This is a genomic window from Dechloromonas sp. H13, from assembly GCF_009469615.1.
GTDB lineage: Bacteria > Pseudomonadota > Gammaproteobacteria > Burkholderiales > Rhodocyclaceae > Azonexus.
Window position 1 is genome coordinate 113,228 of sequence record NZ_SSXX01000001.1, and the last position, 20,154, is coordinate 133,381.

General features: G+C 65.6%; 15 protein-coding genes. 12 read left to right on the top strand and 3 right to left on the bottom strand.

Annotation, left to right across the window (positions count from 1 at the left end; all coding sequences use genetic code 11):
• The first annotated feature begins 63 nt into the window (after positions 1 to 63).
• Positions 64 to 639 (top strand): transposase, encoded by a 576-nt coding sequence (locus tag GH660_RS00545; RefSeq protein WP_255478642.1) that lies wholly within the window; start codon positions 64 to 66, stop codon positions 637 to 639.
• Positions 640 to 910: 271 nt separating this feature from the next.
• Here GH660_RS00545 and GH660_RS00550 read toward each other — a convergent pair whose 3' ends face one another.
• A complete protein-coding gene (locus GH660_RS00550) occupies positions 911 to 2,398 on the bottom strand; it encodes a transporter substrate-binding domain-containing protein (RefSeq protein WP_153144631.1) in 1,488 nt (495 codons plus the stop codon).
• Positions 2,399 to 2,708: 310 nt separating this feature from the next.
• Between GH660_RS00550 and GH660_RS00555 the strand changes: the two genes are divergently transcribed.
• The 3 genes from GH660_RS00555 (at position 2,709) to GH660_RS00565 (ending at position 5,415) form a co-directional block, all read left to right on the top strand.
• Positions 2,709 to 3,044, top strand: coding sequence for a hypothetical protein (locus GH660_RS00555; protein ID WP_153144632.1), 336 nt, complete (start codon positions 2,709 to 2,711; stop codon positions 3,042 to 3,044).
• Positions 3,045 to 3,314: 270 nt separating this feature from the next.
• The gene (locus GH660_RS00560; protein ID WP_153144633.1) at positions 3,315 to 3,527 is read left to right on the top strand and encodes a hypothetical protein; all 213 of its coding nucleotides are present in this window, start codon (positions 3,315 to 3,317) and stop codon (positions 3,525 to 3,527) included.
• Between the two features lie 601 nt (positions 3,528 to 4,128).
• Positions 4,129 to 5,415 carry a TonB C-terminal domain-containing protein gene (locus GH660_RS00565; RefSeq protein ID WP_153144634.1) on the top strand — a complete coding sequence of 429 codons (1,287 nt, stop codon included), beginning with the start codon at positions 4,129 to 4,131 and terminating at the stop codon, positions 5,413 to 5,415.
• 92 nt (positions 5,416 to 5,507) lie between these two features.
• Here GH660_RS00565 and argC read toward each other — a convergent pair whose 3' ends face one another.
• Complete coding sequence (gene argC, locus GH660_RS00570; RefSeq protein ID WP_153144635.1) at positions 5,508 to 6,446, bottom strand: N-acetyl-gamma-glutamyl-phosphate reductase; 939 nt, start codon at positions 6,444 to 6,446, stop codon at positions 5,508 to 5,510.
• Positions 6,447 to 6,640: 194 nt separating this feature from the next.
• Between argC and GH660_RS00575 the strand changes: the two genes are divergently transcribed.
• A complete protein-coding gene (locus GH660_RS00575) occupies positions 6,641 to 8,962 on the top strand; it encodes an acetate/propionate family kinase (protein ID WP_153144636.1) in 2,322 nt (773 codons plus the stop codon).
• A gap of 49 nt (positions 8,963 to 9,011) precedes the next feature.
• Here GH660_RS00575 and GH660_RS00580 read toward each other — a convergent pair whose 3' ends face one another.
• Positions 9,012 to 9,728 (bottom strand): lytic transglycosylase domain-containing protein, encoded by a 717-nt coding sequence (locus GH660_RS00580; RefSeq protein ID WP_153144637.1) that lies wholly within the window; start codon positions 9,726 to 9,728, stop codon positions 9,012 to 9,014.
• A 457-nt stretch (positions 9,729 to 10,185) separates the two neighbouring features.
• Here GH660_RS00580 and GH660_RS00585 point away from each other — a divergent pair, with 457 nt between their 5' ends.
• The 7 genes from GH660_RS00585 to ycaO all read left to right on the top strand — a co-directional run bounded on the left by GH660_RS00585 (position 10,186) and on the right by ycaO (position 20,116).
• Positions 10,186 to 11,514: an AAA family ATPase gene (locus tag GH660_RS00585; protein WP_153144638.1), complete on the top strand. Its 1,329-nt coding sequence runs from the start codon at positions 10,186 to 10,188 to the stop codon at positions 11,512 to 11,514.
• Positions 11,511 to 11,999, top strand: a complete 489-nt coding sequence (locus GH660_RS00590) for a hypothetical protein (protein WP_153144639.1) — start codon at positions 11,511 to 11,513, stop codon at positions 11,997 to 11,999. Before GH660_RS00585 ends, GH660_RS00590 begins: the two co-directional genes overlap by 4 nt.
• A 347-nt stretch (positions 12,000 to 12,346) precedes the next feature.
• Positions 12,347 to 13,360: a patatin-like phospholipase family protein gene (locus tag GH660_RS00595; RefSeq protein ID WP_153144640.1), complete on the top strand. Its 1,014-nt coding sequence runs from the start codon at positions 12,347 to 12,349 to the stop codon at positions 13,358 to 13,360.
• Between the two features lie 25 nt (positions 13,361 to 13,385).
• Positions 13,386 to 16,469, top strand: a complete 3,084-nt coding sequence (locus GH660_RS00600; RefSeq protein WP_153144641.1) for a hypothetical protein — start codon at positions 13,386 to 13,388, stop codon at positions 16,467 to 16,469.
• Complete coding sequence (locus GH660_RS00605) at positions 16,424 to 17,674, top strand: hypothetical protein (protein ID WP_228276302.1); 1,251 nt, start codon at positions 16,424 to 16,426, stop codon at positions 17,672 to 17,674. Before GH660_RS00600 ends, GH660_RS00605 begins: the two co-directional genes overlap by 46 nt.
• A gap of 134 nt (positions 17,675 to 17,808) precedes the next feature.
• A complete protein-coding gene (locus GH660_RS00610; RefSeq protein WP_153144642.1) occupies positions 17,809 to 18,297 on the top strand; it encodes a hypothetical protein in 489 nt (162 codons plus the stop codon).
• An 82-nt stretch (positions 18,298 to 18,379) separates the two neighbouring features.
• Entirely contained in the window at positions 18,380 to 20,116 is a 1,737-nt protein-coding gene (ycaO, locus tag GH660_RS00615) for a 30S ribosomal protein S12 methylthiotransferase accessory factor YcaO (RefSeq protein WP_153144643.1), read from the top strand.
• The last annotated feature ends 38 nt before the right edge of the window (positions 20,117 to 20,154 follow it).

The window sequence follows — 20,154 nt, forward strand, 5'->3', positions numbered from 1 at the left end:
TATCTCCATTGGCTGGAAGAGGCAGCTCGCGCTTGTGGCTGCGCCATCCACGCCTACGCCTTGATGACCAACCATGTCCATCTGCTGCTGACACCGGCCGAGACTGGCGCGCCGTCCCGGCTCATGCAATCGCTCGGGCGCCGCTATGTCCAGTACGCCAACCGCTTCTACCGGCGCACCGGCAGCCTGTGGGAAGGGCGCTACAAATCCAGCGTGGTGCAAGCTGAAAGCTATCTCCTCGCGTGCCAGCGCTACATCGAACTCAACCCGGTGCGGGCAGGGATGGTGGCTGACCCGGCGCAATACCGCTGGTCGAGTTACCGCGCCAACGGGCTGGGGCAAATGAATGGGCGTCTCACCCCGCACGTCCTTTACCGCCAACTCGGCAGCGATGACGAAGAACGACGCGCAGCCTACAGGAAGTTGTTTCGAACCGAACTCGATGCCGAGGCGGTCGATGACATCCGGAAAGCCCTGCAACTGGGCATGCCCTCGGGCAGCGAACGTTTTGCCGAAGCCATCTGCACCTGGTTGGGCATACGCCACAATTCTGGACGTCGGGGAAGGCCGCCGATGCCTGCCGAAATGGTCGAAACTCCGGCGCAGACGCATGTCGGACAAGGGGATTTTGGATTTTGAATAGTGACTGGAATGGAAAAGGCGATAGAACGAAAATGGGAACTGTCTCTGAACCCTTTGGTTCCTGACCCCTTTGGTTCGAGACAGGTGCGCCGGAACCCAAGAAGTGTGAATTACATCTAAAAGCGTGACATCCGGCGCTCAGCGCAGGCTAACTCCGCACAGCGGAGTTAAGGGCCGCAGGCCCGGCCGGAGCTAAAACCCCCGAGTCCAGGGAGTGCGGGCCGCACGTGAAGGCTCACCGCCTCCCCCGCGCCTTCCTCCATCCCCCTCACTGCATTCCCGCCTTCTGCTTCAGCTGCTCCGCCCGCTCCTCCGCATCCGTCGCCAGCTTGTAGGAAACGTAGTACTTGAAGATGTTGCGCACGTAGGTGGTCGTTTCCATGCCGATCTTCTCGGCAGTGACAACCTCGACGTTGTTGAACCACTTGTCCGGATCGAGGCCGCGTTTCGCCGCCTCCTTGCGCATCCTTGAAATGTTGCCCGGCCCTGCGTTGTAGCTCGCGAAGGCGAACAAGGTGCGGTTCTGTTCGGTGAACTTCGCGTCGGTGAAATAGCGGGTCATCAGCTGGTCCATGTACTTGGCGCCGGCGTGGATGTTGGCCTCGGTCACCCCGATGTCGCCCACGTTGAGCGATTTCCCGGTCGTCGGCATCACCTGCATGATGCCGATCGCCCCGACGTGGCTCTTCTTGCTCTGGTCCAGCGTGGATTCCTGATAACCCTGCGCCGCGAGCATCAGCGGGTCGAAGTTGTAGCGCGCACCGTATTTTTCGAAGACATCGATGAGCACCTCGAAGCGCTGGCGGTCACGCTCGGCGGCGGCGCTGTTGAGCGCCTTGATGGTCCGCATGTACTGCTTCTGGCGATATGGCAGCACCCCCTGTTTCCGCGCCCAGGTCACGTAGAACTCGTTCAGTTCGGCGACCAGTTGCGGGCTCCCCTTGCGCACCGCCCAGCCTTTCCGCGTCGGTTCGCGCAGCACGATGTCCTCGCGCACCACGATCTTCGGCAGCACCTGCGCCCACATCTTCGCCTTCCAGTCGTCCACCACGATGGCCGAGAGCAGGCCGGCGTTCATCATCTCCAGCATGTCTTCGTCCTCCAGCGCCTCCGGCACGAGGACCAGCCTGACCTCCGACTTGCCCGCCCGGCGCAGCCGCTCGTTCAACGCGCCGAGACTGGCGTGGTAACTCGATGTCTTGCGCACATGCACGGTCTTGCCGGAAAGGTCGTCCACAGTCCTGATCTCCGGCGTCGCCGGGCCGGTTACCAGGATTTCGGTATTCAGCACCTCGTTATCCGGCGCGACGAAATCGACGATGGCGAGCCGCTCGTCCGTCACCGTGAGATTGCCGACGGCTATATCGGCGAGGCCGGCTTCCAGATCAGGCAGCAGGCGGTCGCGCGTCGCGGCGACGATGTAGACGGTCACCGGCCGCTTGCCGAGCTTCTTCGCGTGCTTCTTGTTCACCCAGCGCTCGAAGTCGCGGATCAGCTCCGCTGACAGCCCGCGCTCGCGGCCCTGATCGACGAAATACAGGGAGCGGCTGTAGGGAACGGCCACCCGGATGATCCGCCGCTCCAGCATGGCGTCGAAATCGCCCTTCCAGGGTTTGTTGGCGATCTCGAGACTGCGCACCTTGGTCGGCGGGGCCTTGGCGGCAGCGGCGCTGCCGCCGTTTTCCGACGCCGCTAGCGCGCAGGCGGAAAACCAGGCGAGAAGCAGGAAGGACAGCAGAAACCGGACGCTTGCCATGACCGCACCCCCAACGGAATCGCACATTACAAGGATCATCCTTGCCCATGGCACTGTCAAGCCGCCGGAGCGCATCAGCGAAGCAGCGCGGCAATGCCGGAATTTGGCCTGTTTATCCGGTCGACCGCGACAGGCCCGCCATCGGCTGCCCGGCGCGCAACCGCGCCGGCAGCCGGCAAATCGGCATGGTCCGCCGGATGCGGCCATCGGCACGGTGTTTCGATTATTGAAACAAGAGGTTACATCTCGACCGGGACCAATCCGATCGATGGTGATATGGTGCGAATGAACATGATCTGACGAAATCACGATGAATCCATTCAGGCCCCTGCTCCCGCTGGCCATCGGCTGCGCCTTCATGGCCGGCGCCCACGCCGCTTCGAACGGCGAGGGCGAAACCAGCTCGCCAACGGTTCTCGAGAAAACCGGCGCGGCGATCGAGCACGGCGCCAAAGCTGCCGCAAACGGCGTCGAACGCGGCGCCAAGGCGGCCGGACATGGGATCGAGCGCGGTCTGCAGGCCACTGGCCGCGCCCTGAACAAGGCATCCGACAAGGTCTCCGATAAGCTGGGAATCGGCAAGCCCGCCGGTGGCGAGAAGACGAACGGGAATTCGATAACGACGCCCAACGACCGATCCGGCTGACGGACGCACCGCGGGCGGACGGCGCCTGAACATCGGCACCACCCGAATGCGGGGAATTTGGCCGTTCCAGCCCGATGACCCTTCCATGAGCAAGGGTCGCTGACAGACCATTCGGCAACCGGTTGCGGGAACCGACGGAAGTCCTCCACGAAACCGGCCAACATGGTTTCGTTGCCAGCCGCCTGATTCTGCCCGCATAATTGGCTCATGAATACCGATTCGGCCACGGACTCCGGTGTCTGTGCAAACCCTGCCAGCCTCCGGCAGCCCATGGGAATCCTCGTCCGTGCGGGTGCTCCGCGCGGCGTTCTTCCCTCGGCTGATGGACCCACCAATGCGAAGACCGCTTTCGTCGGCGCTGCCCCGCTGTTTCCCGAAGGCTTCGCGCTGACCGAAGCCATCCAGCCAGTGTCTTGCACATTTGCCGGCCTGCCGTCCGGCGCATGGGTATTGGCCGAACCGGCTCAGCGGCCGGTAGCGTGACCGGCATGGGCGAGGCACAGGTTCCGCTGTCGGTGGGGGACGCTTGAACACCATGGCATCCGGCAGCGCACCGGAAGCGCCACCCGATCCGTTGCCGGCGTCCGCCATGGAAGCCGCCCGCAGCGGCCCGCAACAGATTGATCGCGCGAGACGGCTCCGTCTTTCGTTGCTGCTCTCCCTGGTCGCCCACGCATGGCTGTTGACCCTGACCTTCAGCGGCCAGGAATTCGGCCTTCCCGGCTTCGCCTTCCCCTGGCAGGAGCGACGGGTCCAGGCGCCCGACCTGCTGCGCGTCGAGCTCGTTCCGGCGCCGGCCACGGACTCGCAGCTAGGCACCACGCCGGCCCCGTTGCCGCCACCGTCGCTCGGGCAACCCATAACCGCCGGTCGGGCAGTCGTCACATTCAAGTCTCCCGAGCAGCGCCCGGCGCAGCCCGCCCGGAAGATCGTTTCGCCAAGCACGCCAGCGGTCAAGGCGAGCCCAAAACCTAAGAAAGCGACCGGAACATCACCAGCGACCGCACGACCCGGTTTGGCGCCCCCGCCGAAGCCGGTTCCCTCCGTGATCACCGTCGAGCAGTCGGACGAAGCAGAGTTCGTCGTGCCTCCTCCTCCGCCGGAGCCGGCGCCGGCTCCGGCCGTCGCGGCAGCCTCAGGAGAGGGCGGCGCGGCGGCGCAGCCCCGGGGCGACCCGCCGGCGCAAAAACGAGTCGCCGCGGAAGCGGCGCACGCGGAGTCGGCGCGACTGGAAGCCGAACGCCACGAAAATGCCCGCCAAGCAGCCGCCGGGCAGGAGCAAGCACGCCAGGAAGCGGCAAAGGCCGAGTCTGCGCGGCTGGAGGCCGAACGGCAGGAAAGCGCCCGACAGGCGGCCGCCCGGCAGGAACAGGCACGCCAGGAAGCAGCAAATGCCGAGTCCGCACGGCTGGAAGCCGAGCGGCAGGAAGGCGCCCGCCAAGCTGCCGCCCGTCAGGAGCAGGCGCGGCAGGAAGCAGCACAGGCCGAGTCTGCGCGGCTGGAAGCCGAGCGGCAGGAAGGCGCCCGCCAAGCTGCCGCCCGTCAGGAGCAGGCGCGGCAGGAAGCAGCACAGGCCGAGTCTGCGCGGCTGGAGTCCGAACGCCAGGAAAGCGCCCGCCAGGCGGCCGCCCGGCAGGAGCAGGCACGCCAGGAAGCGGCAAAGGCCGAGTCTGCGCGGCTGGAGGCCGAGCGCCAGGAAAGCGCCCGCCAGGCCGCCGCACGGCAGGAACAGGCACGCCAGGATGCGGCACGGGCCGAGTCTGCGCGGCTGGAGGCCGAACGCCAGGAAGGCGCCCGCCAGGCCGCCGCCCGGCAGGAACAGGCGCGCCAGGATGCGGCCCGCGCCGAGTCGGCGCGACTGGAGGCCGAGCGCCAGGAAGGTGCCCGCCAAGCGGCCGCCCGGCAGGAGCAGGATGCTCGACGGGATGCGATACGTCGGGCGATGGGACGGCAACTGGACGAGGAGGCCGCCCGCCGTGACGCGGCGCAGGCGGCACGTCCGTCACCTTCGGCGAGCGGCTTACGCCGCGCCCGGGTCTTCGGGCGCACCGACCCCAATGCCGAAATCATTCGCTACGTGGAAGCCTGGAGCCAGAAAATCCACTTCAACATGACGTTCGACAAGGTGCGCGAACTGGTGAAACAGCCCCACTCCGATCCTGTCGTCACGGTGGCGATCCGTAGCGACGGTTCGGTCGAGTCCGTGACATTCGTCCGTTCGAGCGGCGTGGCGGCCATCGACGATGCGATACGACGCATCGTGTTCAGCCAGACCCCGTATCTGCCGTTCCAGCCGGCGCTCGCCCGCGACGTCGATGTCATCGAGATCCGCCGGACCTGGCACTTCGACACGGCCATCCGGTTGTATTGACTGGACGGCGGCCACATCGGGCCGCTCACCGCCTTGCCAAAAAGCAAAAACCCGCCTTCCGGCGGGCTCCCGTCCTGCGCGAGGGCGAACGATCAAACCAGCCCGAGACTCTCCTCGACGCCCAGATGCACGTTCATCGCCTGCACCGCTGCGCCCGACGCCCCCTTGCCGAGGTTGTCGAGGCGGGCGACGAGCAGCATGCGCTCGTCGTTGCCGAAGACGAAGAGGTCCACGCGGTTGGTGTCGTTGTTGGCCTCGACGTTGAAGAAGCCGCCTTCGGTGTTGGCTTCGAGGTCGACCGGCGCGACGCGGATGAAGGGTTCGCCGGCATAGTAGTCGGCCATCAGCTTCTGCACGTCCGCCGGGCCGGCCTTGCGGGAGAATTGCTTCGGGTGCAGGTAGGCGGTGACCGCCAGGCCCTTGTAGAAGGGGCCGACGATGGGCTGGAAGATGGGGGCTGCGGTCAACCCGGTGTAGGCCTGCATTTCCGGCAGGTGCTTGTGCGCCAGGCCGAGCGCGTAGGGGCGCGGCGCATTGATGCGGGCCGGGCTTTCGTAGTGGGCGATCATCGACTTGCCGCCACCGGAATAGCCGGTGATGGAATTGGCCGCAATTTGCGTGTCGACCGCAACCAGGCCGTCGGCGACCAGCGGCTTGAGCGCCAGGATGAATGCCGAGGCATGGCAGCCGGGATTGGCGATGCGCTTGCTGGCGCGGATTTTCGCGCGCTGGTCCGGCGCCAGTTCAGGCAGGCCGAAGGTCCACGCCGGATTGACGCGGTGCGCGGTGGAGGCGTCGATGACGCAGGTGTCCGGGTTGTCGACCAGCGTCACCGATTCCTTCGCCGCCTCGTCCGGCAGGCACAGGAAGGTGACGTCGGAGGCGTTGATAAGGCGCTTGCGTTCGGCAAGATCCTTGCGCTTGTCGGCATCGATCTTCAGCAGTTCGATATCGGCGCGCTTGGCGAGGTATTCGTTGATCTGCAGGCCGGTGGTGCCTTCCTGGCCGTCGACAAAGACTTTGTAGGTCATGGGGAATCCGGAATCGTGGCGGTTGTTCAAGACCGGAATTCTTGCAGAAAACGGTGACAGTTTCGCAAAAACGACGGTCGCCGCGACAAAAAAACGACAGCAGGCCGACGGTTACGGAACGCCCCTATGCTGCAATGCAGCAAAGTGGTAGTCTTCAACCTATAAAAAAATACCGATTGCAAGCGAGAACCAGCATGAGCGAAATCGATCTGAAACGCTTCTTCCTTGAGCAGGTGCGCCTGTTCGAGCACTTCCCGGCCGACAAGGTCGAGGAAATCGTCATCAAGTCCCGCTTCGCCACCTATGAGGGCAACGAAGCCATCCTCGAAACCGGCGACGAAGGCAAGTTCATCGGCGTCGTCGTCAGCGGCCACGCCGAAATCTCGATGACCGACAACACCGGCACGCGCACCGTCATCAGTCAGCTCGAAGCCGGCGACGTGTTCGGCGTCATGTCGCTGCTCACCGGCGACCGCATCGTCGCCGACGTCATCGCCGGCAACCGCTGCTTCGTGCTGATGATCCCGCAGGAAGTCTTCAACAGCCACATCCTGACCAACCCCAAGGCCGTCGGCTACCTCTCCCGCCTGCTCGCCGACCGCACGCGCGCCATGTCGGTCGACATCGTCACCGCCCAGGCCCGCGCCGTGGCCAATGCCGACGATCCCTACGCCCTGTCGCTGCACACCGGCGCGCCGGGCAAGGTCGTCGTGCTCAACGTCGGCCTCAGCCAGATCCATTTCGGCATCTACGACACCCATGAAAGCGGCGCCGACATCCACGGCATCGTCGACAACGCCGACAGGCAGACGACATGCGTCACCGTCACCGTCGGACCGCAGCAGAAGGTGCTGGAACGCGGGCCGTTCAAGCTCTCCGAGCTGTTCACGGTGATCGGCGAAGCCACCGCCCAGCTCGGCGAGGCCTTCGCCTTCCATCCCGAGGACGTCGTCGCCGTCGGCCACCGCGTCGTGCATGGCGGCAACCGCTTCGCCAGCTCCGTCGTCATCACCCCGGCGGTGATTTCCGAGATCGAGGAGCTCGCCACCTTCGCGCCGCTGCACAACCCGGTCAACGCCGCCGGCATCCGCGTCGCCATGAAGCAGTTCCCCGGCGTCCCGCACGTCGCCGTCTTCGACACCGCCTTCCACCAGACGCTGCCGCCCTACGCCTACCTCTACGGCCTGCCCTACGATCTCTACAAGCAGCACGGCATCCGCCGCTACGGCTTCCACGGCACCTCGCACCGCTACGTCTCGCTGAAAGCCGCCGAAGTCCTCAAGCGCCCGCTCGGCGAACTCGAAATCGTCTCGTGCCACCTCGGCATCGGCGCCTCGCTGTGCGCCATCGACCATGGCCGTTCGGTCGACACGACAATGGGCATGACGCCGACCGACGGCCTGATCATGCCCAGCCGCTCCGGCAGCATCGACCCCGCCGTCATGCTGCACCTGATCGAGCAGCACAAGATGTCGCCCGAACAGCTGTCGACCGTGATCAACACGGAAAGCGGCCTCAAGGGCATCTCCGGCATCTCGGCCGACATCCACGACATCGAGGCCGCCGCCGACGACGGCCACCACCGCGCCCTGCTCGCCCACAAGGCCTTCTGCTACCAGGTGCGCAAGAACATCGGCGCCTACGTCGCGGCGATGGGCGGCATCGACGTCCTCGCCTTCACCGGCGACATCGGCGAAACCAGCGCCGCCGTGCGCAGTCTCGCCTGCCAGGGCCTCGGCTACATGGGCATCAAGCTCGACGAGGAAAAGAACCGCAACCTCGGCCACATCGGCTCGCACGCCGTCATCTCGGCCGACGACTCGCCGGTCGCCATCCTCGTCGTCGCCAACGACGATGAACGACTCGTCGCCTGGGAAACCCTGCGCGCCATCGAGCGCAACCAGCTCCTGCTCGAAGCCAGGGCCGAGGAGGAAATGCCCATCCCGGTCGAAATCTCCGCCCACCACGTCCACCTCGCGCAGGCCGACGTCGAGGCGCTGTTCGGCCCCGGTCACCAGCTCACGCCGATGCACGAACTCTCGCAGCCCGGCCAGTACGCCTGCGAGGAAAAGGTGCATCTGGTCGGCCCCAAGGGCCGTATCGCCAATGTCCGCGTGCTCGGCCCGACGCGCAAGGAAACCCAGGTCGAGATCGCCATGACCGAGCAGTTCAAGCTCGGCGTCCAGCCGCCGATTCGCCAGTCCGGCGACCTCGCCGGAACCCCCGGCCTGACGCTCGAAGGCCCGGCCGGCAGCACACAGATCGAGCGCGGCGTCATCTGCGCCCAGCGCCACATCCACATGTCGCCCGAAGACGCCATGCGCTTTCGCGTGCGCGACAACTACGTCGTCCGCGTGCGCATCGAGGGCGACCGCGAGCTGATCTTCGGCGACGTCGTCGTCCGCGTGAATCCCAACTTCCGCCTCGCCATGCACATCGATACCGACGAAGGCAACGCCGGCAACATCCAGACCGGCATGCTCGGCTACATCGAGGAAATCCAGAGCCGGCACTGACGGCCGACGGCGCAACGCGAAGCAGGATGGCCGGGCAATCCGGCCATCGTCATTTTGTTGCCAGCCGCTTTTCCGGCGCCACCCGCTCCACCCGCACCCCGGACTGCCGGTATAGCGCGCGCGAGCGGAACGCCTGGTGCAGTTCAGTCACCAGCGCGACGTAATTCTGCGTCTCGGGATAGGGCGGAATCGCGTTCCGGTATTGCTGCACCGCGCCCTCGCCGGCGTTGTACGACGCCAGCACCAGATGCTGCTGGCGCGGGTAAAGCTTGAAGAGATCGGCCAGGTAGCGTGCGCCGACGCGGATGTTGGTCTGCGGGTCGCGCAGCTTGGTTTCGAGCGACCGCTTCCCGTCGCCGGCCAGCCCGTAACGCTCAGCCGTCGCCGGCATCACCTGCATCAGGCCGACCGCCCCCTTCGGCGACACCGCATCCGGATCAAAGCCCGACTCCGCCGCGGCGACCGCCTTGAGCAAGGCCAGGTCCACCGCAAACTCGCTGCTCGCCGCCCGCAACAGCGGTTCGTAGGTCTTCAGGTTGGGATGTTCGGTGAGCCGGCTGACCTGCGGCTGCTTCCCGCTCCCGGCAACGCCCAGGTTCATGACCCCGAACTTGTTGCCGCGCACCAGCAATTGGTAACGGGCATCCACCTGCTCGGTCGCGAAATGCGACACCCCGTCGCCGTCGACGAATCCGTAGATGTCCGCCCGGCTGCCGGTGGCAGCGAGACAAAGAAGAAGCGCCAGAAAGGCTTTGGGAACTTGCATCTGCGTTACCTTGAATGTTGCAACCAACACGTCTCAGCGGCCGCTGCCGATGTTCATCATAGCGCATGCTGGATGACGCTAACCGGCCGTTGCCGACCTGTTGCTACCCTTCCAACCATCAAAGATTGAAGGGCAGGTACAAATGCACTGCAGACGATCCAAGTGGCTGCTCACAGGCAACAAACCCTCTGCCTTAGGCGCCGTTCAGGCGACGGGAGCAAATGGCAGAAACCTGATTACAATATCGACATCTAGCACTCGCTTGACATACAACTCTGAGAGACTAGACATCCCTAGATGTGACCACATGTGTTCTGGGCCCGCCCGACGGGAGATTGCGCTTTTTACTCAAACAAGTCGAAGCGCTGAAGGCTCTACAGCGCTGGCTTGATACAGATATGCTTACTAGCAAGAAGCATAAGCCGCTTACAACAACCGAATTGCAGGAATCCGAAACATGTTGACCGCATTTTCCCTGACCACCTTCAAAAGCTACCATAACGCACGACTGCCGCTCGGGCCGCTCACCGTGCTGATCGGCGCCAACGCTTCCGGCAAGAGCAACGCCATCGAAGGCTTGCGCCTGCTCTCCTGGTTGGCTCAAGGGCAGAAGCTTTCGTCCATCCAATATGAGGTGCAGAACTCTGAGCGCGTGCTGCGAGGTCGGGTTAATGATCTTGGCTATGCGGGTGCGGTACGTTTCGGAATTGGCTCTGAAACCAACCTGACGGACTGGAATCGGCTGGAGTTGGAAATTTCCCTTAGGGATGACGGATTGCACGTTTCCTCAGAATCTATCACCTCGCCAAGTACCGCAGTTCCGCTCTACGTACTCGACCAACCGTCGGAAGGACGTAGTTCCGATGCCGGGGTGGCTTACAACAATTTCGCTAGGGGCGGGAAGAAGCCACACATTACGTGCAGCGACCAAGGCGCAATCTTCACGCAATTGGACAGCCCTGCGACTTTTTCCACAGAGCACAAGGAAGCCCGCCGGATCATTCCGAAAACTGTCCGGCAATACCAGGAATGGCTCTCAAACATCCTGTTTCTCGATCCGGTACCAGCGAAAATGCGGGGTTACAGTTTCCCTTCAGACCACCGCCTGATGGGTGACGGCACTAATCTTTCAAGCGTGTTGTACGCCCTTTGGGGAACGGATACTGCGGCAACTGACTCACCAATCAAGGAGCAGCGCGAAGCGATTCTTCAATTCATCCAGAGCCTACCTGAGCAAGACATCGGCACCTTAGGGTTCCTAAGGGGGCCGCGCGGCGAGGTCATGGTCGAATTGGTGGAGACCTTCGGCGGAGAGAAGCGCCGCTACGACGCGTCACTGCTCTCTGACGGCACCTTGCGCGTCCTCGCAATCGCTGCAGCGATGCTATCGGCGACTGAGGGTAGCCTTGTGGTGATCGAGGAAATCGACAACGGTGTCCATCCGAGTCGTGCACGCCACTTGCTGGAACGGATCCAGGCGATCGCCCAGCGCCGCTCCTTGCGAGTCCTGCTGTCCACCCACAACCCGGCCATGCTGGACGCCTTGCCCGACTCCGCAGTCCCCGACGTGGTGTTCTGCTACCGCGATCCGGGCAATGGCTCTAGCCGCCTCGTGCGTCTAGAGGAAGTGCCTGACTATCCGGAGCTAATTGCTCAAGGGACCCTTGGTCACCTGATGACATCCGGCACTCTGGAGCGTTTCGTCAAGCAAAACCCCGGAGGCAAGGAGCGTAAAAAGCGAGCCCTGGCATGGCTCGAGAAAATGCGTACTGGAGACACCGAATGAGCGCGATTGTCCTGCTCGACACCTCCGTGTATTTGAATATCCTCGATGTTCCGGGCAACAACCAAAACCGCGATGACATCTTTGCCGAGTTCGAAATCAGACTGAACCAAGGAGATTATTTCCTACTCCCAATGGCCGCGATATGGGAAACGGGTAATCACATCGCTGATCTTGGAAATGGTGGACTTCGACTTCAATTTGGGCAGAAACTCGTGGAGGACGTGACTAGGGCAATCAATGGGAGTACCCCATACCGCCCCACGCATTTCCCTTCCCGCGAGGAGTTTCTCGCGTGGCTTGCCGACTTTCCGTTACATGCCCAGAAGAGCAAGACAGCGAAGAAAGCGCGTGAGGGCGTCAGCCTGAGCGATCTTTCTATGATAAAGGAGTGGGAACAGTCCAAGGACCGGCATTCAATGTCCCAAGTGCTAATTTGGTCCCTCGACGCTGACCTCGCTGGTTACGACACTGGCGATAGAACTTGAGAAGGCAATAAGCGTACGCAACTTCGGTTTCGTTCGTTTCTATGAAAAACGCCTCTTCGAGGTTCTTGTCCTGCAACTGCTGGATACTGCTACTGGCATTCAAGAGCTTCGAGTTAAAGGGCCACTTTGGCCGATTACACACGTAGGCTGTCAGGCAAATTTGAGAACTCAGCGTCCATTCAAAAGGCTGGCCTTACGGCCGGACGAGCGCCCGCTTCTGCCCGACCCCCGCCCCTTGAGTTTCCCCCAGCGCCGCCTATAGTAAGAAAAGTCGCGCGCAGCATGACCGATGCATCATCACCGGCGCCGCCGGCAGTATGGCCCGCCCATCACGAGAGGAGGATGTCATGACCATCAACGTCGGCAATTCGGAAAAGCGTATCGGGATGGCGCTTTCGGGCGGCGGTTTTCGCGCCGCGGCGTTCCATCTCGGCGCCTTCCGCAAGCTGCATCAGTTCGGCCTGTTGTGGAAGCTCGACCTGCTGACCTGCGTCAGCGGCGGCAGCATCGCCGGGGCTTTCCTGGCCTGCCACTGGGGCGAGGACGACGCGCTCGACAAGCTGGAAAAATACCTGCGCACCAGTTCGATCGCGGTCTCGTCGGTCATCGGCGGCGTTCTCGATCCCTTCCACAGCCGTCTCGACAAGTTGGCCGCCACCTACGAGCGCGACCTCTACGGCCAGCGCACGCTCGGTTCGCTGCAGAACGGGCCGCGCCTGTATCTCAATTCGACCAACCTGGCGACCGGCAACATGTTCTTCTTCGTCACCGGCGGCGGCGCCAGCGGCAAGGCCGAGATGGGGGAATGGGAACTCGGCACCAACGAGGCCGCCGGCTTCCCGCTCAGCCGCGCGGTCGCCGCGTCGTCGGCCTTCCCGCCGGTGTTCCCGCCGCTCAAGGTCGAGCAGGACCAGTACCCGGCTGCCGGCGTCGATTACGTCACGCTTTCTGACGGCGGCGTCTATGACAACCTCGGGGTCAACCCCCTATTGCGCAAGCGCAATGCCCTCGACTACCTGATCGTCAGCGACGGCGGCAAGCCGTTCTCGATCGACGAACGGCCCACGGAATCCGGCACCGCGGTGCTGGTGGCGGCCATCGACATCCTGATGGAGCAGGTCCGCGGCCTGCAGTTCAAGCGGCTGGAACTGAACGCCAGCGCGGGCGGCGCCAAGCCGGTGTGGTTCTCCATCGACAGCACGATCGGCGAGGAACGCGAGGGCGACGCCGCCTTCGCCTCGGCGATCAGCACCAACCTGACCCGGCTCTCGGCCCCGGAAATGGCCGTGCTCGGCCGGCACGCCGGCGCCCTGCTGACCCACCGCCTGCAGACCTACGTGCCCGAAATCCTGGGCGCCTGACCCACCGCCCGACGAGGCCACCGGCATGGACCCATCCCGCGTCGAACCCTTCTCGGACCGTTGGCTCTGGCCGCTGCTGGAGCTTGCCGACGACGACCCGTCCCCCGAGGTCCGGCTCGCCGCGCTGGCGGCAGCAGCCCACTTTCCGCTCGGCCGCGCGGGCTGGCAAAGGATGATCGGCCCCGGCAGGCAGCTCGTCGCCAACCTCCCGCCCGGAGCGCCGGTGCGCCGCCAGGCGCTGGCTTTCGCCGCGAGCGTTCCGCTGCTGACAGTACGCGACGAACTGTGCCGGATGGCCGACGACCCGCGCGAAGCCGACCGCGACGCCATCGCCGCGGCGCTCGAAGCCGCCGGCGATCCATCGCGCATCCCGGCCTTGCTGGTGCGCGCCGAGAACGGCGACCCCGAACTCTGGCGCCGGCTGGCGCTGGCACCGCTCGAAGAAACCACGCTGATCTCCCGCGAAGTGCTGTGCCACGCCCACCACCTGGATCCCGACGCGAAGTTCTGGCTGGCGCTGGCCATCGGCCGGCTCGGCGACTTCACCGCGCTCGAAAGCGTATTTTCGCCGGGCGCGCCGGAGCCGACCCTGTTCTGGGGCAGCCCGTGGACCGCCTATGACCGCATCGCGGCGATTCGCCCGATCCCCGAGCGGCTGCGCGCCATGCTCGAACGCCTGCTCGCCCGTCTTGACGGGCCGGGCGCACCGCGCCTGGAGCACAACCTCGACCGCGCGCTGCGCCTGACCGTCTGGGCCGCCACCGGGATCGCCGATGCGCAAGGCCTGCCACTGCCGCCACCGCGCCCCTTCGGTCCGGTGCTCGCTCCCGAACCATTCCGCCGCGACAGGCCAATCGCCCAACTGTTGTACGAGCACCTCACCGCAGCACAGCCCGGGCACGACGACGGCCAGATCGCCTGGATGATCGCCGACACACCGACCGAAGAAATGATCCGCGAAACGGTCGCGCTGGCGCCTCAGGCGCCTGAGACGGCCCGCCTGCGCCTGCTCGACATCCTCGGCCAGGCTGCCGATGTCCAGGCGGGCTGCGCGCCCACGCCCTACCGCGGCGCCGGCGGTGGTGCCGCGCCACCACTGCGCCATGTCCTCATCGACGACCGGACGCGCAGCAGCGCCCGTCCGCCGATCCACCCACCGGCACCGGCGCCGGCAAGCCGTCCGCGCGACATGACGTTCGAGATGCCCGATGTCGATCTCCTGGCCGCCAACCGTTCGGTGCCGGCCGACGCCTCCGACCTGACGCCACCCGGCGCCCGGACCGGCAGCAGCCCCCCGCCACCGAGCCCGCCGGCAAGCCACCCGCGCGGCGTCACGATCGACACAACCCACGTCGAATTCCAGACCGCCAGCCGCGGCGCGCCGCCCGTTCAACCGGCGCCGGCCGCCACCGACGAGCGCCACGTCCGCGCCACCATTCTTCACGACGGCAAGCAGCGCGACACCTTCGTCGCCGGCGCCGCCAACACCATCCGCTGCTGGATCGGCCTGCCCGAGGACGACGGCGCGGCGAGTTCCGACGCCGCCATCCCCACCGTCCCCATCCCGCAGAAGGGCCTGGAACTGAGCGTCGAGCTATGCTGGGGCGAGCAGCGCGCCGCCACCACGCTGCTGCTCCCCGCCTCGCGCAGCGCGCGCAGCGGCGACTGCGACCTGTGCATCGACGTCCCTGCCGACGAACGCTACGTCAGCGCCGAGATCATGTTCCGCTATCGCGGGCGCAGCTTCGAGGTGGTGCGAGTCGAGGCAGCAGCGCTCGCCCCCGGCGAGCAGGCCGGGCCGCGCGATGCCCTGCGCGTGCGGACGCAGCTCAGCCGGCGCGAGGTCATTGCTCTCGAAGACGCCCAACAGTGCAATGCGACCCTCGTTTACGGCCAGGCGCCGGTGCCGGGGCAACCCGCGCCGCCCAAGGGCAGCCTGCGCGTCTTCGACGGTTCCGGTGGGCACGACTACAAGTTCGATTCGCCGGGCCAGGCAATCGAGAACCTCAATGCTTCGCTCTTCTCGACTGAGAAGTCGTTGGTGCGCCGCCGCGCCGCCACCCCGGACAGCGAAGCGGCGCTCGATGCCACCGACGAGGAAGTCCGGGTTCTCTTGCGCGACATGGCGCGCTTGGGTACTAATCTGTTCAACCAGCTCAAGCAACAGGGGTTCAGCGACCCCGGCGACCGCATCCAGTTCCTGACCTTCGATCCCGACGTTGTGCTGCCGCTCGAATTCGTCTACGACCGCGGCTACCCGATCGATGCGGCGCCCCTGTGCGAAGGCTGGGAAAAAGCTCTGGAAGGCGATGCCGGAGTCTGCCCAAGTTGCGGCAACGCCCCGTTGACGCCCCAGGAACAGGTCTACGCGAAGACCATCTGCCCGCTGGGTTTCTGGTCGCTGCGCAAGGTCATCGAGCGCCTCAACCCAGACTGCGCCGCCAATGCCTCGGCCCCTTCGGCCATCCGCCGGAGCCTGCCGCCCATCGACTCGGCCGTCTTCGCCAGCAGCCACAAGGTGCCTGAAGACGAGCGCACGGCCACCTGGACGGCAATTGAAAAACTGTTCGCCAAGGCCACCCTCGCCCACGACTGGCCCGAATGGTACTCGGCGGTGCAAAACCACCCGCGACTCTTGATCGCGCTGCCACATCACGACCACGAAAACGTGGATGACTTTCTTGAAATCGGCGACGAGAACCTGGCTGCAGATCTCGCCCGCCTGCGGCGCGGCCAGATAATCCCCGAGTTCATCAACCCCGGGGGCCGCGAGCCGGGACCTGTCCTGCTCCTGCTCGGCTGCCGCACCGGCGCAAAGTCCGAACTCGGCTACGTCCAGGTCGTTCGCGAATTCCAGAAGCTGAAGACGGCCATCGTCCTCGGCACCCTTGCCCAGATCCTCGGCCGCCACGCGGCGCCGCTCGCCCGCGAACTGGTCACGCAGCTGGTCGCGGTCGACGACGCCAACGCCGACTTCGGCACCCTGATGCGCCGCGTCCGCCGCCGCATGCTGGCGCGCGGCTACCTGCTCGCCCTCTGCCTCGTCGCGCTCGGCGACGCCGAATGGCGGCTGACGCCCGTAGCGCAACCCGTCTCCACGCCGACCTGAAAGGATCGATCGCCGCCATGTTCCGCATCGAGATGCTCCCCGCCGCCCACGGTGACTGCCTGTGGATCGAATACGGCGACGGCCGGGAAGTCCATCGCATCCTGATCGACGGCGGCCCGGCCCACGCCTACCCGGCCCTGCGCGAGCGCATCCTGCACCTGCCCGCCGGCGAGCGCCGCTTCGACCTGCTCGTCATCACCCACATCGACGCCGACCACATCGAGGGCGTCGTCCGCCTGCTGCTCGACGCCGAAGCCCTCGATTGCCGCTTCGAGCGCATCTGGTTCAACGGCCGCGACCAGCTCAACGCCGTTCCCGACCCGGCCGGCGAACCCCTCGGCGGCGTCCAGGGCGAGCTGCTCGGCATGCTGATCGCCGACTACGAGCAACGCACCGGCCAGGCGGTCCACAATCTCGGCTTCGCCGGGGCGCTGGCCGCCATCGACCGCAAGGATGCCGCGCTGCCGGTCGTCGAACTGCCCGGCGCCTGCCGGCTCACCCTGCTCTCGCCCGACCATGAGCGCCTGCTGGAGCTCAAGGACAACTGGGCCAAGGAGCTCAAGGCGGCCCGGGTGCCCTCGGGCGACATCGCGAAGCTGCGCGAACGGCTTGCCGCCAGCCGCAGCCTGCGCCCGCTGGGCGACGTGCTGGGCGCCGACGACGACCTCGACGACAACGCGCCCGACGATGAAACCGATGCCGATCTCGCCGACACCCTCGGCGGCGGCACCGGTGAACCCGGCGCCGATGCGCCCTTCGGCGGCGACACCAGCCGCGCCAACGGCAGCAGCATCGCGTTGCTGCTCGAATACCCGGCAGGCCAGCCGGAAGTGCGCTTCCTGCTCACCGGCGACGCCTGGGCGCCGGTGCTCGAAGCCTCGCTCGACCGCCTGCTGGCGCCCGGCGCGCGCCTCGCCCTCGACGGTTTCAAGCTGGCCCACCACGGCAGCGTCGCCAACATCAGCGAACCCCTGCTCGCCCGGCTGCAATGCGCCAACTACCTGATCTCGACCAACGGTGCGATCTTCCACCACCCGCACCCGCGCTGCGTCGAACTGCTGCTCAAGAGCCACCCCGGCCCCGGCAAGCCGCGCCTGCACTTCAACTACCTCACCTCCACCACCGAGGCGTGGAGCCGCAAGGCCGACCAGACCGCCCGCCGCTACCAGGCCTTCCACCCCAAGGGGCTGTCGCTCGGTTTCTGAACGGCGACCGACGATTTCCTCCGCCCTCCGGCAAATCGGGCGCGGATTTTCGACCGTCAGGCCTTACACTGCCACCCTCTCGAAAAACCGCACCGCCCCGGCCGGTTTTTTTCACCCGTTTCAAAGGCCAGACCATGCACCCGATCCACGATGTAGACGTCCTTCTCCTGCTCGCCACCGCACTCGCCGCCAAACGGCGGCCGGCCGCAGCGGTCGACATCGTGGCGGCCATCGATCTGCTTCAAGGCAACATCCCCGGCGAGGACAAATTGAGCGAGGCTTTCTCGCGGCTTGCCGCGCACGGCCTGCTCCACGCGGCGGACGACGGCTTCGCGCTGACGCCGGCTGCACAGAAAATGATCGAAACCCTGCCGCACAAGGGTGAAACGGCGGAACGCCTGTTCCGCCTGAAGGACGAACTTTCCGTTTACACGGCCCAAGGCGCACACCCGTCCGTCGACGTCGCGCCGGAATCGCTGCGCGCGGCAATTCTCGCCCACCGCGCCGCCGGCCAGGGCAGCGCGAAGAACCTGCTGGTGCCCAAGCCGAAGCCGGCCGCTCCTACGGGGCGCCCCGGCCAGCGCCAGCGCAAACCGCTGCCGGCCCGCCGCCGCAAGGACTGAACGGGCAAATTTGCCCATTTTTCGCGGTCGACCGCAACCGGCCGTCGCCGCCACCCCGACAAACCTTCAGGCAGGACGCCCGATGCACAACGAACACTTCATACCGGGCAAGGATGCCTCGCTCGAACACTCCATCGCCTCGATGCAGGCCAAGCTGGCCGCGCGCGGTTTCGACATCGAGGAATGCTCGTGGCTCAACCCGGTCGACAACGTGTGGTCGGTGCACGTGCGCAACCGTGCCTGCCACCTGATGTTCACCAACGGCAAGGGCGCGACCGAGCTGGCCGCGCGGGCCAGTGCGCTGGGCGAATACTTCGAGCGCCTGTCGTGCAATTATTTCTGGAACCACTACTACCTCGGCGAGGCCGTCGCCAATCGCGAATTCGCCCACTACCCGCGCGAACGCTGGTTCCCGGTCACCGGCAGCGACTGGCCGGCCGACCTGCTGACCCCCGAACTGCAGGCCTTCTACAACCCGGAAGGCAACATCCCGGCCGAGGCGCTGATCGACATGAACACCGGCCATTACGAGCGCGGCATCTGCGCCATTCCCTACGTGCGCCAGCGCGACGGCGCCGAGGTCTTCTTCCCGGTCAACATCATCGCCAACCTCTACGTCAGCAACGGCATGTCGGCCGGCAACACGCCCGCCGAAGCGCGCGCCCAGGCGCTGTCGGAAATTCTCGAACGCCACGTCAAGTTCAAGGTCATCGCCGAAGGGATGTGCCTGCCGGACGTGCCGGAAGAAGTCATCGCCCGCTACCCGACCATCGCCGCCGGCATTGCCGGCCTGCGCGCCGCCGGCTTCGGCATCCTGGTCAAGGACGCCTCGCTCGGCGGCCACTACCCGGTGATGTGCGTGACCATGCTCAACCCGCACGACCAAGGCGTCTTCGCCAGCTTCGGCGCCCACCCGCGCTTCGAGATCGCCCTCGAACGGGCGCTGACCGAACTGCTGCAGGGCCGCGCCCTCGAAGCGCTGGACGGCTTCCCGCCGCCCGGCTTCGACCTCGATGAAGTGGCCAGCGCGCCGAACATCGAGATCCATTTCGTCGACTCCAGCGGCATCGTGCACTGGAACTTCTTCGGCGAGACGCCGGATTTCGACTTCGTCGACTGGAATTTCAACGACCTCGAAAACGGCAAGACCGCCGACGACTACGCCTGGCTGGCCGCGCGCATCCACGCCGACGGCCACGACATCTACGTCGCCGATTTCGACCACCTCGGCGTCTATGCCTGCCGCATCCTGGTGCCCGGCATGTCGGAGATCTACCCGGTCGACGACCTGGAATGGGAGAACAACAGCAACGGCGCCGCGCTGCGCCCGGCCATCCTCAACCTGGCCGAGCTCGACGACGACCAGTGCGGCCAGCTGCTCGACATGCTGAACGAAATGAACCTCGCCGACGAACGCCCGGTCGCCGCGCTGATCGGCCTCGCCCCCGACGCCGGCACGCTGTGGGCCGACCTGCGCGTCGGAGAACTGAAGACGATGCTGGCGCTGGCCGTCGGCGATGCCGAGGCGACCCGCGAAGGCTGCGAGTGGGTACGCCAGTTCGAACAGCTCGACGGCGGCCGCCGCCGCGTCTACCAATGCATTGCCACGCTGCTCGAAATGGACGACCCGAACGTTTTCGAGGAAGCCCTGGTCAGCCTCCACGGCGAGGAAACCCTCGACCTGGCGACCGACCTGATCGACGGCGAAACCCGCTTCTTCGGCGTCGCCTCGCCCGGCCTGACGCTGGCGGGCTGCGAACTGCACGGCCGCCTGCTCGCCGAATACGCCAAAGCCCACCCGGTTGCGGTCGACGCCTGAAAAAGGCCAAAAACCGCGATACCGCAAGCCTGCCGGGG